Consider the following 16,493-nt stretch of genomic DNA (forward strand, 5'->3'; position numbering starts at 1 on the left):
TTTCCGACGTGGATCACACCGGGATACTTCCGCGCGACTGTTCAAGCACGAGGATCTGCCCGGTGAAAGCTTCGGGGGCGGGTCCATCTGCCGGGCTGCCAAAACAGGCCTGCATCTCGGCCTAGCAAAAACAATGACTTAGCAGGCCGCCGGTTCATAACAGCTTCTAGGTCGGATTGCTTCGAGTGTCGGCAAGAGGTGGTAGGCCAAGGGAGGATCGAAAGTGCGTTTGATGTTGGCGCTGTCCGGACCTGTAGGGGTTGGGAAGTCGAGTTTCACCAAAGTACTCGAAGAACGATTCGCCGCAATCACTTATTCAACGCGAGAAATGCTTCAGAGTCGGGGCACCGCTTCGGATCGCAAGGAGTTGCAGAACGCCGGCGAGACGGCTGATCAGACCACCGATGGTAGATGGGTCGCGGATGAACTCGAAAGGGTATTGAAGACCGACCCCGACCAGGTCGTGATCGTGGATGCGATCCGCATCAAAAAGCAGATTGACCATATCCGTACGAGGTTCAGCGGCCAATGGCGCGTCTGGCACGTCTTCGTCGACGCAGACGACGCCGTGCTGGCCGAGCGCTATGCTGGCCGCAAAAGAAAGATTGCTGAATTCGCGGACTATGATCAGCTAAAGGACAGCGAGACGGAACGCGCGATCCGTTCACTCAAGTGCGTGGCCGATCGCGTCGTCGATGCGACCCGCTGCGATCCTGTTTCGGTCGTCGCCCAGGCAGTCGCGGGACTAGGCCTCTACCCGCTCGAACTCGATCGGCTCGTGGATGTCGTCGTCGGCGGTGAGTACGGTAGCGAAGGCAAGGGTCATGTCTGCAGCTATCTTGCGCCCGGCTATGACATGCTCGTGCGCGTGGGTGGGCCGAATGCCGGCCACAAGGCTGTTCTGCCGCCCCGGTCGACGCCGACCACCTACGTACATCTACCCTCAGGTTCTGCAGCCAATCCGGATGCCAAGATCGTTCTGGGCGCTGGCGCAACGATCTGGATCCCGCGTCTACTCGAGGAGATCGCCGACATCGGTCTGACGCCCGATCGACTTTCGATCGACCCGCAGGCCATGATCATCGAGCAGTCCGACCGGGAACACGAGACTCAGCATGGCGACCGCATCGGGTCGACCAAGCAGGGCGTCGGTGCCGCAACGGCCAGAAAGATCCTCGGTCGCTTCGACCCGCAACCTTTCGGAATCGCAGTTCGTCTCGCCCGCGAAGCCGAGGAACTGAAGCCCTTCGTACGTCCGACTGCGCCGCTGTTCGAAGACGCCTTCGCGCGTGGCCGAAAAGTGTTTCTCGAAGGTACCCAGGGTACGGAACTGAGCCTCCACCACGGCTCCTATCCGCACGTCACATCCCGCGACACGACAGTCGCCGGCTGTCTCGCCGACGCGGGTATCGCACCCGGGCGTGTCAGAAAAGTCGTCATGGTGACGAGAACCTATCCCATCCGTGTGGGAGGGACGTCCGGCCCTATGAGCCGTCCCATCACCTACCAGGAGATTTCGGATCGTTCGGGGATATCGGAAGAAGAAATAGCTCAGACAGAGAAAGGCTCGATCTCGAACAATGCGCGGAGGATCGGCGAGTTCGATTGGGAACAGGTGCGTCGTGCGGCCGTGCTGAACGGGGCAACCGACATCGCACTCAGCTTCTCGGACTACATCGACGTGGCAAACCGCGACGCGCGGCGGTTCGAGGATCTGACCGACGCAACACGCGACTTCATCGAAGGGGTCGAACAGGTCACGAACGCGCGGGTCTCTCTCATCACCACGCGGTTCGAGCCACGCGGAATCATCGATCGCAGGAGCTGGCGATGACCGTCGACGAGCTCGTCGCAACGTATCCGCGACTATGGCACATGGCGATGGACGGCAGTTGGACGTCGATCCAAGAGCACGGACTTCTCAGTACCAGCGCGCTGCTCGATCTATATGGCTACGAGGGCGCGAAACGTCGGGCGATCGAGCTGACGCGTCGCCCCAGCTCCGTGGCCATCGCCGCTCCCGGACTGCCCGGGGCGATCGTCCGGGATCAGATCCCCATGTCGGACAGCGCGTTGCAGAAGTGTCTGCTCGACGAATTGAAGCCGGTCGATTGGTATCGCACCCTGAATTCCCAATGCTTCTTCTGGTTGTCGCGCAAGCGACTCAGGAGATTGCTCGGCGCGCGCGCGTACCGGAAGGATCCACAGGTCGTGCTGACCCTCGACACGGCCGGGCTGGTCGAGAAGCATCAGGCTTCGATCCTGCTCAGCCCGATCAATAGCGGGTCCACGATCATGAAACCCGTCGAACGCGGCAGGAAGACGTTTCTTCCGATCGCGGACTACCCGTTCGACGATTGGAAAACGAAGAGAGGAAAGAGCGACGCCGTCGTCGAACTCGTCGTAGTCGGCGGCGTGCCCGACATCAGGGACTATGTCATCGCGGTCCACCGCGTCGAACAAGCGAATCCAACCGAACTCTGGCGGCGTCCCGGATCGTCGCTGGACGACGGCCCATGAAAGCGACCCGGCGCCGCGTCCTCAGCCGACGACGATCCGCGCGGGCTTGCCTGCCTTCCGAACCACGTCGGCGATGTGACTGGTTAGACCGACGTTGCCGACTAGGGAAAGGCCGGCATCCGTCGGGAGGTCGCGGAGTGCGACGCGCAGCTTTTCGAGGCCATCACGCGCTTCGAATCTGATCCATTGCTCTGCCTCGCCAGGCACGAGAACCTTCGCCGTGCTTCGAGTTGCACCGAGGTGGAGCTGGACGATCCACGCCTTGTCTCCGTCGTGAACCCATTCGAACCGTACGGGTCCGAGCGCATCGTGCAGTCGGCGATGGGCAGCTCGTACGTCCTCGATCACGAAACCGGGAAGAAGCTCCGGGGCGTTGACGCCCAACATGAACAGGTCGCCTTCGCCCTGCTTGCCTTCGACGGCCAGAACACCATCGGCCATGACGATCGCCGCCCCCGAATACCTGGCCGGAACGGCGGCCTGACTGAGAACGGAGGAAATGGCGGATCCGGTCGCGTCCTCCTTCGACAGAAGTGCGAACGGATCGACCCAACCTTTGACCGTGGTGTAGAGGCCGGGCTCCGGTTCGCGAGGGCATGTCCTCGTCCAGACTTCGCGGCTCGCAGCCTGGGCTCCGAAGGTGAAGGGAGCGACGCGGCGACTGATGACGGTGGTCGTCGGCGTTGGAAGGCCTACTAGGAACGCCATCAGCAGTCCGTAGGCCTTGTCGCCGATATGCCGACTGAAATTGTTGGGCCATGTGAGCGCCGGCACGTGGGCTTCGGGTCCGAGATGCTCGTGTTCCCAGAGAAGAGTATGCGTCTGCCGCCAGCCGCGCGGCCTGGGATGCACGCTGAACTCGAGTCGGGCCCCTTGGGTATCGCCCAAATCCGGTCGAAAGCCGTAGATCGTCTCCAGCATCGAAAGGCCGATGTGAAGGGGGAGGGAGGCAACGCCATCCTTCTCGACGCAGCGAGGTGTGTCGTCGGGAGAAAATTCGAGCACGCCACCCTGGGCGACACCGGAGACGCCGCCGTCGCGCACGTCGACGGTCTCGTTGGCGATTACGAAGAGACCTTCGCCCAGCAGCCGGTGGAGCGCGGCCATGGCATCCTCGACATTGCCGATGCCATAGACGAACTCGCGACTACGCGGGCTGTCCGGACTGAAGCTTCGAAGATTGATCGAAGCCTCCGGACTGAGCCTCAGCAGCGTTTCCAGCGCGAGGCGTTCCGAGAGAAAGGGATCGTTCGGAGTATGGCCGGCCATCCGGCTGTACTCCTGCCGCACCCTTCCAGCGTTCGGGGAGAAACTGATGAATTGAGCGACGTTGCCCGTGTCCGCCAGCCGATCGAGCGAACGGTCCTTGCGGATCTGCGGTGATGCGTAGGGTTCGGACATGAGCGACGCGTCGAGTGTTTCGTTGATATCGACGGCCATGGATACGTCGGTCACGCGACGCGGACATGGCGATGGGAGCTCGAAGGAGCGAGTTCGTTGAAGCGTTTGAGAAAGGCTTCCCGGGCGGCGTCGGGATCGAGCCGACGGACGCGGACGGGTGCCGGCTCCACGCGATCGCTGAAGACCCAACTCGAGGTCTCCGGAGGCATCAGCTGCATCTGCTCAGCGGCCAGGACGCGCAGATCCGCCTGCTTGACCTCCTTGGGCATGGGCGTCGGTACGCCGAAGCGTTCGAAGACGACGCTTTCGACATGTGCCTCGATACGCTTGAACTCGGGCAGCAGCTGCTTGAGGGGGCGCGTGATGTCGCCGAGGAACGCCTCGGCAGCGTCGTGCATCAGCGCTGCGAAGGCGTGTTGAGGAAGGATGTCGCTTACCAGCAGGCTATGTTCGGCCACCGAGTAGAAGGCATCGCATTGGCCTGCATATCGGCACAGCTTCGAGAGCCCGGCCGCGATATCCTCGATCGTGAAATCGCTACTCTCGGGATCGAGGAAATCGAACCAGGCTCCGCTCGAGAGCATCATCCTCGGGCCGATGGCAACGTTCACTGCGATCATCGATCTGCCCTCCGTCGACAGACACCGTCGGAACACCGGTCGGCTTGCGTTCTGCAAGACGCAGCGCCGACTTGTCCATTTTTGCAACCACTCCGAACCGCAGGCGATGGCACGCTTGCAGATCGAACACGAGAATTGTTATGCATGAACACGCATGACACAAGGGGTCCGGAGTGGACCAGCAATCCCTGCAACGCCTGTATGTCAAACTCGGGATAAGTCAGTCGGAACTCGGCGAGAGGCTCAAAATCTCACAGTCCCAGGTGTCGCGAGCTCTCAACGGAAGGGGCCATCTCAACAGCGCAGCCTCCGACCTTGCCTTCGAGATAGCCGACGAGCTCGCGCCCGAGATCGCACGTGAGGCCCGCCTGATCGACCGGACTCTGAAGGCTCTCCGGGAGTCCGAACAGTTCCGCGATCTAGTCCGAGCTGCGCTCACGCTTATTCATCAAGATGCATAATTTGCTTCGTTTCTCGGTGCGTTCGGACCCGGTCCGACTCCGCGCAATGTCTCTGTATGCGACGAGAACTCCTACCATGAGGTTAGCTGGATACCGCGATTCGGTCGGACCACCCGTGTCCGGCGCAGGCACCGCAGAGGCTGCTCGAGCGTGACAGCTCCCAGGTTCGGGCAGTTCGTCCGAGGGCCTTTCAAAGCCCGTTCCGGATCCACCAGCCGAGCGGCCGTGCGGACGATGCATTAGGGGGCGACGGAGGCATCGACATCGGAACCGCGGATCGCTCCCGGCTTCAGCGGATCGCCTCCGCCGCGGTGGGGACTCCTCGGCGGGGAACGGAACTCCCTCCCGCCGACGGGACTTCGCAGGACCAGCCGGCGGCGGCGCCCATTTCGAAGGTCGGAAGGCGACGGATCGCGTCGAACAGGGCTTCCGTGGGAAACCTGCCGTACTGCTCGCCCTCTGTCCGTGCCGCATGCCCTTGGATGGCATCCAGAACTGCAGGATCGATGCCGGCACGACGCCCCACCGTCTTGAAGCGGTGCCGCCAACCATGGTTCGGATCAACCCCGGGATCGTCGACCCCCAAGGTTCGTACCCAAGAGGCGAGCCGTTCACCGACCTTCTTGTAGATCGGATGCGCAGCGGAACCCCCACGGCCGCGCTTCGGGTCGTAGAAGAGCGGCCCGTGCCCACGGGCGCGAACGAAATCCGGAAATCCTTGGGCGACGAGATCGAGGTGTAGCGGCACGTCGCGCCATCGGCCGGTCTTTACGCGCCCTGCGTCCGGTGTGACTCGGACGATCCAGATTCCATTCTCAAGCCTGACATCCTGCCCCCGAAGCTGGGTCATTTCGTTCACGCGTGCTCCGCCATAGGCGCAGAGCCATGGGATCCAGCGACGGGACGCCGCCTTTTCGCGCGATAGGCGGGGGCTGTGCGGCCCGAGCGATGCCCGAAGAATCGTATCGGCTTCCACATCCGTGAACTCCCGATCCCGCGTCTGAGGCTTGCTGGGGACGAGGACCGTGACACCCGCGGCGGCGTTGGTGGTCAAGCGCCCGTTGGCGACCGCCCAGTTCATGACCGCCTTGACCGCGGCGACGTAGGCATCGCGCACGGTACGCGGATCCCGACCGGAGGCGAGCAAGGCCGTCTTCCACTCGATCAGATCGTGGCGCGTGATTCGGGCGAGATCGTCCGTTTCCATGACACCTTCGAGGGAGGCCAGAACACCGGTCCAGCGCTTGATCGTCGAAGGAGCGAGTTTGGCTTCCGCGGCATAGGCTTCGAAGACGGGGCGCCAGGGCGCCGGTCGCTGCAGCGGATGCGTTCCATCGTAGATCAAAGCCGCTCCGTTGGAGAAACCCGAATGGACGGCAACGTGGCGTCTGGGCCATCCTCCGAAGGAACGAGCGGCAGGCACGTCGTGGTTGCACGTAGCGGGAGTAGAATGACCTGCGATCGGTTGCGCCTCGAGCGCAGTCTCGCCCGAACGGAGCCGAGACCACCGCGCCTCGACCTCGGCGGCCTTCTCCAGATAGCGCGTTCTGGCGAGCGCCGGCTCCTTCGTACCGAGGGTCTTGCGCTCCTCGTTCCTTCCGAGAAGGGACCGCAGTTCTCTCGGGACGCGCCGCCGGAACCAGTACATGCCGGTCTTCGGGTGACGCCACGGTCGGGCCATCGCCAGAACCATCGTGTGTACCACCTTTGTGTACCACCACGACGGCAAACGCCCCCTCAGGGGATAAATTTCGCTTATATATCAACTGGTTAGGGTAGCGTGGCGGAGAGGGGGGGATTCGAACCCCCGATGCCCTTGCAGGCATGCCGCATTTCGAGTGCGGTGCATTCAACCGCTCTGCCACCTCTCCGCGAAGGCGCCTCGATGAGACGGGCGGTCACTAGCACGAGTGCTCCGGCTTTCACAAGCGGGGATCGCGGGAAAGCGTGACCGAGGAGAAGACGAGGGAGCCGGCGGTGTCGCGGTTCGGATGCGCCGGGGTCTTCAGCGTTGCTTAACCGGGGCGGTGCGACGGTCTGCGGGACGCGAATCGGAAACCCGTCGGCGACGCCTTGGACGCCGTACGGGGATTGACAGGATCGGGAAGCCCAGGGATGGCATCGGACGCCGCCACTGCCGTGATCGCCGTCCTGGCCGGCTCCGCGCCCCTGCATCTCATCCGCGTCCTGGCCCCCCTCGGCTGCGTGATCCGCCCCGTCAGCGGCCTGCCCCAGGATCTCGCGACCGATCGCGGCCCTCTGCCGGCCTGCGACCTGATCATCGTCGAGGCGGGCGCCCAGGAGTCCTGCGCAGTGCTCGCGCTGATCGCACGGGTGCGCGGCCTGGGGGCGCAGGCTCGGACGCCCATCCTGCTGATCGCGGCCGATGATGCGCCACCGGTCCGGCGCGCGGCCGCGGCCGCCGGGGCCACCGATCTCATGGCGTATCCGGTCGATCCCTTCGATCTGCGGACCCGGGTCGGCAACCTGATCGAACTCGCCCTCGCCCGCCGGGCCGCCGAGCACCAGGGCCGGCTGGCGGCCCACACCGTCGAGCGGGCCGTCGTCGAGGCCGCAGCCCGGGAGCGGGAGATCATCCGCCGCCTGATGCTGGCCGCGGAGTTCCGCGACGACCAGGCGGGGGGCCACCTGACCCGCGTCGCCGGCTGCGCCATCGCGATCGCCGAGGGCCTCGGCCTCCCGGAGCAGGAGGCGAACGACATCGCCTTCGCGTCGACCATGCACGACATCGGCAAGATCAGCATCCCGGACCATATCCTGATGAAGCCGGGCGCCCTCACCGAGGCCGAGCGCGAGGAGATGAAGCAGCATGCCCTGCGGGGCTACCGCATGCTCCATGACAGCCCGTCCCACCTGCTGCAGCTCGCCTCCGACATCGCCCTCACCCATCACGAGCGCTGGGACGGCGAAGGCTACCCCCAGGGCCTGAGGAACACCGAGATTCCCCTGGCCGGCCGGATCATCGCGGTGGCCGACGTGTTCGACGCCCTCATCTCCGAGCGGGTCTACAAGAAGGCCTGGTCCCTGGAGCGGGCTCGCCAGCACATCGAGGCACAGGCCGGGACGCATTTCGATCCCGACTGCGTCGCCGCCTTCGTCTCGCGGTGGACCGACATCGTCGGCCTGATCGCGGAGCATCCGCCCGAGAACGCGGCCGCCTGACCCCGGCCGGACGCCGCGGATCCCGGCTCGGCCGGCGAGACATCACCGGATCCAGAGGGCGACAGAAGGCCGGGATCCTGTTACCGCTGCGGCGAAACAGGCATATACTAGAGGCATCTACGTCCGCTATCCTCGATTGTCCGCAGGGGCGGTCCCCGTCGTCTTGCTGGGACGCCGCGGTCGCGGGCTTCGGGATTTCAGTGGCATGGCATGCATGATGGACGCTTCCCGCGAGACAACCGCGCCCCTCACCGATCCGCTGCTCCTCGACAACCAGCTCTGCTACGCCCTCTACGCGGCCGCCCACCGGATGACGAAGTCCTACCGCCCGATGCTGGAGCGGATGGGCCTGACCTACCCGCAATACCTCGTCCTCCTGGTGCTGTGGGAGACCGACGGCATCACGGTTTCGGAGATCGGGCGGCGCCTGCGCCTGGATTCCGGCACCCTGACCCCTGTCCTGAAACGCCTGGAGGTGGCGGGCTTCCTCGTCCGGAGCCGACGGCGCTCCGATGAGCGCGAGGTCGAGATCGCGCTCACGCCGCGCGGACAGGGGCTCCGGGCCGAGGCGGCCGCAGTGCGAGAATCCGTGATGTGCCAGCTCAACATGTCGGAGCCGGAGGTGCAGGCCATGCGGGCGGACCTGAACGCCCTGATCGAGAACCTCAGTGCGGCCGGGTAACGACCGGAGCGCCGGCCCCGCACCCCGCCGGGCTGCCGAGCCCGGCTTCGGACGCCGCCGCTCCCTGGAAGGCCGGGAATTTTGCCGGATAAGTTTTTCTTGAACCGAACGGGACAGTGCCGCTAAGGCGGTGCTGTCGAGCGCGCGATGCCGCGGACAAGCCCTCGTTCACAACCTGTGCGGGATTGAGCGTATCGTGGATTCCCACCGACTGGTTCAGCAGGCCATCGCGACCCCGTCCCCGGTTCCGACGAACGGATTCCCCGGGCCGTGCCCGTCGATCGCTGGCGTGTCCGGGCCAGGACGCATCAGGGTCGAACTTGCCGGTCGGTCCGGCGTTTCCGACCGATGAGTGCGCATGCGGGCGAAGCGGATCTGGCCCCGCGACGGCAGGTTGGTGTTCTGCCGTTCCGGCGAATGCCCGATGGCGGCTTCATGATCATGCTCATCACCTCGCGGGAGAGCCGGCGCTGGGTGATCCCGAAGGGCTGGCCGATGAAGGGGCGCAAGCCCTACGACGCCGCCGCCCGGGAAGCCTACGAGGAGGCCGGCCTCCTCGGCACCGTCGGCAAGCGTCCCCTCGGCTTCTACCTCTACGAGAAGCGCCTGAAGAGCCGCGATGCGGTCCTGTGCCAGGTGAAGGTGTTTCCCCTTGAGGTGCGCAAGCAGCTCAAGCACTGGCCGGAGCGCCATCAGCGCGAGGATCGCTGGTTCAAGCCGTCCGAGGCGGCCGACGCCGTGGCGGAGGCGGGGCTCGCCGCGATCATCCGTGCCGCCTGCAAGCGGGAAACCGGCGCCCTCGCCTGAGACGGGCGGGCGACGTCCCCGCCGCGCCCGTGGGAATTCGGCCACCGCCCCGAGAGAAACCGACACAATTCGCTGCGATGCGATTGCCAAGGGGATGATGATCGGCTAATTGCCCGTCCGTCCGGTTCGCACGGCCCTCGCCGCAACCCAGGACGTTTAGCTGCTGTAGCTCAGTGGTAGAGCACCTCATTGGTAATGAGGAGGTCGACAGTTCAATCCTGTCCAGCAGCACCATTATTCTCCAACAAAAACAGCGCGTTCGGGGTGATGGTGCCGACTGCCGCCCGGTCCGGCTTTTGGTCTGGGCAGCACGCGGGCGGTCCAGGTTCGGAACGCGGTTTTCGCACCCTTGCGTAAGCCGCCCGCACGCCCCGTACGACCCTGCTATCGGCCGTTCGAAGCCCCCCGACCGGCAGCGGATGGCGGAAGCGGACACGGGGCGAAGCAGGGTGTAGGACCGTGCATGGGTCTGGAACCGCCGGCCTTGGAGCATTCCCATGAAACGCGCGACCCTATCGCTGGTGGCCATCAGCCTGTTCATGGCGGCGCATGCGAGCGCGCAGAGCCTTCAGCCTCCATCCGATGGCCCGAGCACGCGCGAAGCGCCACGCACGAAGCGTGAGCGTGATCTCGGCCTGGACGGGAAGCCACGCGGGCAAAGAGAACTGTCGGCTCCGGACCGGGACGGGTACTCCACCGAGGAGCCCGATGACGAGGAGGACGACGATCTCGGGGAGGCCCTCCGTGGGGCTCAGCCCGCCGAGCCGCAGGCCCGTTGATCGTCTGCGGACCGCATGCGCTCTCCGATCCTCGCCCTGCTACTGGCCGTCGCGACCACTCCCGCCGCCCGCGCTGAGCCGGCATCGACCCTGGCCGGGCTGTGGCAGGCTCTCGGCTCGTGTTCGCAGTCGGTGGGGGGCCCGGCAGGCTCGGCCGGCTCAGAGGTCACGGTGCTGCTCAGCATCAGGCGTGATGGCAGCCTCCAGGGGCAACCGCGGATCACGCACGCGAAGCTTACGGGCGACGATGCGGCTCAGAAAGAGTTCCTCGCTGGCGTACTCGGGGGCATCGCGCGGTGTTTCCCGCTCTCGATCACGGACGGTCTCGGCGGTGCCGTCGCGGGGCGCCCCCTTCGCCTGAGGGTCATGAACCGAGCGAGGGAGCGCGGCGCCTGAAACGTTGCCGCATGCACAAGCTTTGCCGACAGCCGCTAAGAGAAGCCGGGCGATGATATCGTAACCATGTCACGCCGCGCATATCGCTATGGAAATCGCCTGCCGCATTGCGGCAGCCTGGGCAGCAAGTCTGGACTGCGGAAGATGCGTCGATACGGCCTCCGCCAGCGGGAGGGCGGAATGGGGAGCGACGCTGAGGCCGATGTCGTGATCGGCTTTCATGCCGCAGCGTATCCGGCATTCGCCAGATCCGAAGCAAAGCGTTCTGAGCGAAACGCAGACGCGCAGGATCCATCTGCCTTACGGTCGCTCGGAGCAGCGCATTCGTCTGGCAGCCCGTCAGCTCCCGCGGATCGTCATGTCCGCGCCGTCGGCAGCTCACTACCCTGCGTCGCCTGGATGTGCGCGTTCAGGAGGTTGTCCGTCCGGTCCGAACCGAGGACGCTGGAATCGCGGCGGAGGGTCTGCTCTCTCGCACGATGGCCGTGTCCCTGTTCCCGAACGGGCTCGGGCAGACCCAGCCGCGCCTCGTCTCCCTCGCGGGGGACACCCTTCCCCCGGGCACCGCGTCGCCGATCCGCTCCGGCGGCCGGGAGATCGCCTACCACCTGAGACAGGGCGCCGCTGCCGCAGCTGCCGGCCGTTCGAACCTGCGTCGCCACGCAAGGCCCCTTGTGGGCGATGATCCGGGGCGATTTGTCGGAACGCCGCGACGGGGTACTCTCTCGCCAGGGAGATACGCCGATGACCGCCTCAACGACGGCCGCCAGGGCCGCGCCATCGATCTATGATCGGGACCTCGACCGGAACCCGGCGAATTACCAGCCGCTGACGCCCCTGAGCTACCTCGACCGGTCGGCGCGGGTCTTCCCGGATCACTGTGCGGTGATCCACGGCCCCCTGCGGCGCAGCTATGCCGAGCTCTACGCGCGCTGCCGCCGCCTCGGGGCGGCCCTCGCGGCACGCGGCATCGGGCGCGGCGACACCGTCGCGGTCGTCCTTGCCAACACGCCCGAGATGATCGAGGTCCATTACGGGGTGCCGATGACCGGCGCCGTGCTGAACACCCTGAACACCCGCCTGGACGCCGCCGGTCTCGCCTTCTGCCTCGACCACGGCGAGGCCAAGGTGCTGATCACCGACCGGGAATTCTCGAAGGTTGTGGCCCCGGCGCTGGCCCAGGCCCGGGTCAAGCCCCTGGTGATCGACGTCGACGATCCGGAATTCACCGGCCCCGGCACGGCGGTCGGCAGCCTCGGCTACGAGGCCCTGCTGGCGGAGGGCGACCCGGCCTGGGACTGGGCGATGCCCGGCGACGAGTGGGACGCGATCTCGCTGAACTACACGTCGGGCACCACCGGCGACCCGAAGGGCGTGGTCTACCACCATCGCGGCGCCGCCCTGCTCTGCCTCGGCAACGTCATCACGGGCAACCTCGGGCAGCACCCGGTCTATCTCTGGACCCTGCCGATGTTCCACTGCAACGGCTGGTGCTTTCCCTGGACCCTCTCGGTGGTCGCCGGCACCCATGTCTGCCTGCGCCAGGTCCGGGCCGGCGCGCTCTTTGCTGCATTGGCCGAGCACGGCGTCACGCATCTGTGCGGCGCGCCGATCGTGATGCAACTCCTCTTGAACGCGCCCGCGGCGGAGCGCCGCCCCCTGCCCCGGCGGGTCGCCTTCCTGACGGCGGCCGCGCCGCCGCCCCAGGCGGTTCTCGGCGCCATGGGGGCCGCCGGCTTCGACGTCACCCACCTGTACGGTCTCACCGAGACCTACGGCCCGGCCGTGGTGAATGCCTGGCATCGGGACTGGGACGCCCTCGACGACGAGGTCCGCGCCGCCAGGATGGCGCGCCAGGGCGTGCGCTATCCCGTGCTCGAGGGCTTCGACATCCGCGATCCCGAGACCTGCGAATCCGTGCCCGCCGACGGCGAGACGATGGGCGAGGCGATGTTCCGCGGCAACGTGGTGATGCGCGGCTACCTGAAGAACCCGAAGGCGACGCAGGCCGCCTTCGCGGGCGGCTGGTTCCGCTCCGGCGACCTCGGGGTCAAGCATCCGGACGGCTACATCCAGCTCAAGGATCGTTCGAAGGACATCATCATCTCGGGCGGCGAGAACATCTCCTCCATCGAGGTGGAGGACGCCCTGTTCCGCCACCCCGCCGTCTCCGCCGCCGCGGTCGTGGCCCGCCCCGACGCGAAGTGGGGTGAGACCCCGATGGCGTTCGTCGAGCTGAAGCCCGATGCCACCGTGGAGGCCGACGTCCTCATCGCCTGGTGCCGCGAGCGGCTGGCCGGCTACAAGCTCCCGCGCCACATCGTGTTCGGAGAGCTGCCGAAGACCTCGACCGGCAAGGTGCAAAAGTACCTGCTGCGGGAACGGGCGAAGGAGACGTGAGCGGGCGACGGCCCCGCCCGTCGCCCGCTCACGGTGGGGCCGCGAACCTGCGATGGACCAGAGCCGCTTCATCCGTCGTCAGGCTGTAGAGCGTCTCGATCGTCCGATCGAGATTGGAGCGAACCTCTCGGAAGCGCTCGATCGCCTCCGCCCGGACCTTCACGCTGGGATTGGCATTGAGGCGCGCACCCAGCTGCATCAGGTGTCCGACCTGGGCGACGATCGCAGCGTGCGTCCGGGCCTCGCCGGCATCTCCGAGGTCGAGCAACTTGATCGGCAGGGCGGCGAGTTCGTTCGTTCCGACATTGTTGTTGGAGCTGGTCAGCTGGAATCGCCATTGCAGCAGCTGGCTGTTCAGGCAGGCGAGGATGTATTCCGGGGACAGATCGCAGGTCGGTGCGACGACGACCGCGTTGGTCGAATCGGCGAAGTACCAGCCCGGCTCCGAGAGGGTCGCGACGATCCGATGCCGCTCGTCGACGCCGGTGATCCTCTGGGTCGCGATGCGCCGGACGCCGACGGCATCCGGCGTGATGTGGGCCTGCTCGTAGCGCGCACGGTCGAACCATTCGACGCGCCCCTGGCTCAGGGTGCGATGGATCGCGTAGGCGGAGACCTCCACGCCCTTCAGGAGCCTGCTGTGTCGGGGATCGTCCGTGATGTAGGCGCGGTAGATCGTCTGGTTGATCTCGCCGCGCGCGATCCGAATCCCCGCGATTCCGTCGAGGCGCGCGACCGAGTTCGCCTGATGCAGCTTCTTGGCCAGCTCCCATGAGGCCTGATCGGTGATCGGGATCGGCAGGCCCAGGGGATCGATGGCCGCCAGTTCGCTCCGTCGCATCGTGACGTCCCGGGAGGGATCGTCGAACGACGCCCGGGGATAGACGTGGAGGCTGATGCGCGGGTTGTGCTTGCGCCGGGACGGCGGGCGCTTGCGGCCTCCGACGATCACCGTCGACAGCTTGGCATCGTAGAAGACGCGATGCTGGCGGATGTCCTTCTGGGGAAAGGCCCGCGCGTTCAGCTCGTCGACCTGATCCAGGACCGCGAGGCGCGTCGTCTTGCAGCTGAAGTCGGCGAGCAGCGCCATGGGCACGATCATGCCCAGGGAACCGTTGTGCCTGACGAGCTGCAGGCTCTGGATCAGGAAGAACCGGAACAGGTTCAGCTTGCCGCCCTTCGCGGCGTCCAGTCGGTCCGTCCGGGCGAGGTAGGCGCGGAAGACGTCGTGGGGCCAGGAGGCCGCGCCGCGCTCCTTCTCGATGACGTCGTAGGGCGGATTGCCGATGACCGCGTCGAACCAGCCGCGGGCACGGACCTCCGGAAACGACAGCTCCCAAGAGAACGGTTTCGCCTCGGTGATCCGCAGGCCGGCCGGCAGAAGCGCGTAGGCATCCTGTCCGACGAGGCTGTTTCCGACATGGATGTTGCCGGTCAGGTCCGGAAGAAACGTCTCGTTCGGGAACAGTACCCTCTGCCGCCCCAGGGTGGATTGGGTCTCGCCCTCGAGGATCTTGAGATAGATCGACATCTCCGAGACTTCGGTGGCCTGGCGATCGATATCGACGCCGAAGATACAATCCTTGGCGATGCGCTTCTTCAGCTCGCTGGTCAGCTTCAGGTCGCCATGGGCGTCGAGATAGACGGATTTGCCGTCCCGCTTGTCCACGTTGAGGTGGTAATAGTGGATATGCGCCTGAAAGAGCTTTTCCAGTGCACGGATCAGGAAGGTTCCGGACCCGCAGGCCGGATCGAGGATCCGGATGCGACGCATCTGTTCCGGCGTCTTGCCGTCGAGGAGCGGCGCCAGGGCGCCGTCGACGATGTGGGCGACGATGTGCTCGGGCGTGTAGAAGACGCCGCCCTGCTTCCGGATCTCGGGCTTCGGGGTGACGTTCCCCTGTTCGTCGATGACCGAACCGAGGAAGCGCTCGTAGACCGACCCCAGGATCTCGATCGGCAGGGTGCTGAAGAGATAGGGCGACTCGTCACCGGCCAGATGATCGATGAAATCGGCGAGCCATCGGTCATCGACCACGCAGGACTCGACGAAGTGGGCCGGCGCTCCGGCCCGTCCATAGAGCCCGCCGTTGAAGGCCGCCCGCATGTTCGCCTGGTTGCCGACGATCACGGTCCACAGCTCGCCCTTCCGGCGTCCGTGCCGTTCCCAGAGCGACAACGCCTGCCGGAGCGTCTGGAAGGTATCGATATCGCGGTCCTCGCAGACCCTCTGAAAGATGAGGCGATCGAGGATCACCTGGACGGCCTCGTTGATCGACTCCACGTCCCAGTGCAGGGCTGCGTTGTGCCGGATCAGGGACTTGGCCAGCCGGGCGCGCTCGCCTTCGAGGTATTGCAGGAAATCGGTATCGACGGCCCGGTTGCGGTCCGGCTTGATCAGCCAGAGTTGCCGGTCGGTCCGGGAGGTGACCTTGGGCAGGTTCTGGATGAAGGCTTCCAGGGATCCGGCCGCGACGGCTTGCCGTGACAGCAGGTCCCAGATCTTGGGCGCCGCATCCCGGTAATCCTGGTAGCAGAGGCGCCAGCCCGGCACGACGCTGAACGGCTTCTCCCGACTCGGCTTCCCCCCGACGACGAACAGGTTCAACTCGTCGAAATTCGTCGTCAGGCCGATCCAGAGACGCAGGTTGTAGACGTAGTTCTGCAGCTGGAACCGGTGGTTCTCCAGCTTCTCGGGAAACTTCTTCGCCTCGCAGACGAAGCGATCGAACCCGCCGATCCGGAAGACGTAATCCGCCTTGCCGTTGATGACGCCGTCATAGGCCCTGTACTCGACCCGCACGTCGCGCATGAAGGGCGGGTCGTCCTTCGTGTTCCTGACGTCCCAGCCCAGCGCCTCAAAGAATGGATCGAGGTACTCGTTCCGCAGCGAGTACTCGTCCAGCCCCTTGCGATACTCCGGACGATACTTCGCGAAGCGCTGGCACAACCGGTCCAGGACGACGAGAAACTGATCGAACTCGCGGCCTCGCTGCAGGTCCATCCGAAACACTCCAACGCTTGCGCATCCATCTCGACCGCGTGTTCCGGCGTCATCCGATCGCCGGACCGGCACCGGGGCGAAGACGGACAGGCCCGGCCGCCTGCCGGGCCTGTCCGCACGGCATTGCGGAGCACCACAGCGCGGGCGCCCGCGACTCGCGTCCGAACGGACCGGGCAGACCCGAAGAGGCCGGTCTCCGACCGGGGCGGGATCGAGGTCGTTGCAGGGGCCACCTGGGGA

At 65.7% G+C, this 16,493-nt stretch carries 12 protein-coding genes and 2 tRNA genes; 8 read left to right on the plus strand and 6 right to left on the minus strand.

Annotated elements, in window-relative coordinates; all coding sequences use genetic code 11:
• The first annotated feature begins 232 nt into the window (after window positions 1-232).
• Both ASF18_RS08540 and ASF18_RS08545 read left to right on the plus strand, forming a co-directional pair.
• Entirely contained in the window at window positions 233-1,834 is a 1,602-nt protein-coding gene (locus tag ASF18_RS08540) for an adenylosuccinate synthetase (protein ID WP_056350845.1), read from the plus strand.
• On the plus strand, window positions 1,831-2,520 hold the full coding sequence (locus ASF18_RS08545; RefSeq protein WP_056350847.1) for a hypothetical protein: 690 nt from the start codon (window positions 1,831-1,833) through the stop codon (window positions 2,518-2,520). The genes ASF18_RS08540 and ASF18_RS08545 overlap by 4 nt, the downstream gene beginning before the upstream one ends.
• A 21-nt stretch (window positions 2,521-2,541) precedes the next feature.
• On the opposite strand, the gene ASF18_RS08550 is transcribed toward ASF18_RS08545, so the two are convergent.
• The 4 genes from ASF18_RS08550 to ASF18_RS08570 all read right to left on the minus strand — a co-directional run bounded on the left by ASF18_RS08550 (window position 2,542) and on the right by ASF18_RS08570 (window position 6,873).
• Window positions 2,542-3,960, minus strand: coding sequence for a hypothetical protein (locus tag ASF18_RS08550; RefSeq protein ID WP_244472632.1), 1,419 nt, complete (start codon window positions 3,958-3,960; stop codon window positions 2,542-2,544).
• An 11-nt stretch (window positions 3,961-3,971) separates the two neighbouring features.
• Entirely contained in the window at window positions 3,972-4,541 is a 570-nt protein-coding gene (locus ASF18_RS08555; RefSeq protein WP_056350849.1) for a hypothetical protein, read from the minus strand.
• A 750-nt stretch (window positions 4,542-5,291) separates the two neighbouring features.
• Window positions 5,292-6,695: a DUF6538 domain-containing protein gene (locus ASF18_RS08565; protein WP_082487271.1), complete on the minus strand. Its 1,404-nt coding sequence runs from the start codon at window positions 6,693-6,695 to the stop codon at window positions 5,292-5,294.
• Window positions 6,696-6,783: 88 nt separating this feature from the next.
• Window positions 6,784-6,873: transfer RNA gene (locus ASF18_RS08570), tRNA-Ser, on the minus strand.
• Between the two features lie 244 nt (window positions 6,874-7,117).
• Between ASF18_RS08570 and ASF18_RS08575 the strand changes: the two genes are divergently transcribed.
• The 5 genes from ASF18_RS08575 to ASF18_RS08595 all read left to right on the plus strand — a co-directional run bounded on the left by ASF18_RS08575 (window position 7,118) and on the right by ASF18_RS08595 (window position 10,453).
• Entirely contained in the window at window positions 7,118-8,185 is a 1,068-nt protein-coding gene (locus ASF18_RS08575) for an HD domain-containing phosphohydrolase (protein WP_056350855.1), read from the plus strand.
• A 217-nt stretch (window positions 8,186-8,402) separates the two neighbouring features.
• Window positions 8,403-8,867, plus strand: coding sequence for a MarR family transcriptional regulator (locus tag ASF18_RS08580; protein WP_200917550.1), 465 nt, complete (start codon window positions 8,403-8,405; stop codon window positions 8,865-8,867).
• Window positions 8,868-9,215: 348 nt separating this feature from the next.
• Complete coding sequence (locus tag ASF18_RS08585; RefSeq protein ID WP_056212083.1) at window positions 9,216-9,674, plus strand: NUDIX hydrolase; 459 nt, start codon at window positions 9,216-9,218, stop codon at window positions 9,672-9,674.
• A 159-nt stretch (window positions 9,675-9,833) separates the two neighbouring features.
• Window positions 9,834-9,908, plus strand: a tRNA-Thr gene (locus tag ASF18_RS08590).
• Between the two features lie 263 nt (window positions 9,909-10,171).
• The gene (locus ASF18_RS08595) at window positions 10,172-10,453 is read left to right on the plus strand and encodes a hypothetical protein (RefSeq protein ID WP_056350857.1); all 282 of its coding nucleotides are present in this window, start codon (window positions 10,172-10,174) and stop codon (window positions 10,451-10,453) included.
• A 465-nt stretch (window positions 10,454-10,918) separates the two neighbouring features.
• On the opposite strand, the gene ASF18_RS24385 is transcribed toward ASF18_RS08595, so the two are convergent.
• A complete protein-coding gene (locus ASF18_RS24385) occupies window positions 10,919-11,071 on the minus strand; it encodes a hypothetical protein (RefSeq protein WP_210166755.1) in 153 nt (50 codons plus the stop codon).
• A gap of 522 nt (window positions 11,072-11,593) precedes the next feature.
• Here ASF18_RS24385 and ASF18_RS08605 point away from each other — a divergent pair.
• On the plus strand, window positions 11,594-13,249 hold the full coding sequence (locus ASF18_RS08605; protein WP_056350862.1) for an acyl-CoA synthetase: 1,656 nt from the start codon (window positions 11,594-11,596) through the stop codon (window positions 13,247-13,249).
• A gap of 28 nt (window positions 13,250-13,277) precedes the next feature.
• On the opposite strand, the gene ASF18_RS08610 is transcribed toward ASF18_RS08605, so the two are convergent.
• Complete coding sequence (locus ASF18_RS08610; protein ID WP_056350864.1) at window positions 13,278-16,253, minus strand: N-6 DNA methylase; 2,976 nt, start codon at window positions 16,251-16,253, stop codon at window positions 13,278-13,280.
• Window positions 16,254-16,493 lie beyond the last annotated feature (240 nt).

The sequence above is a fragment of the Methylobacterium sp. Leaf89 genome (genome assembly GCF_001422215.1).
Lineage (GTDB): Bacteria > Pseudomonadota > Alphaproteobacteria > Rhizobiales > Beijerinckiaceae > Methylobacterium.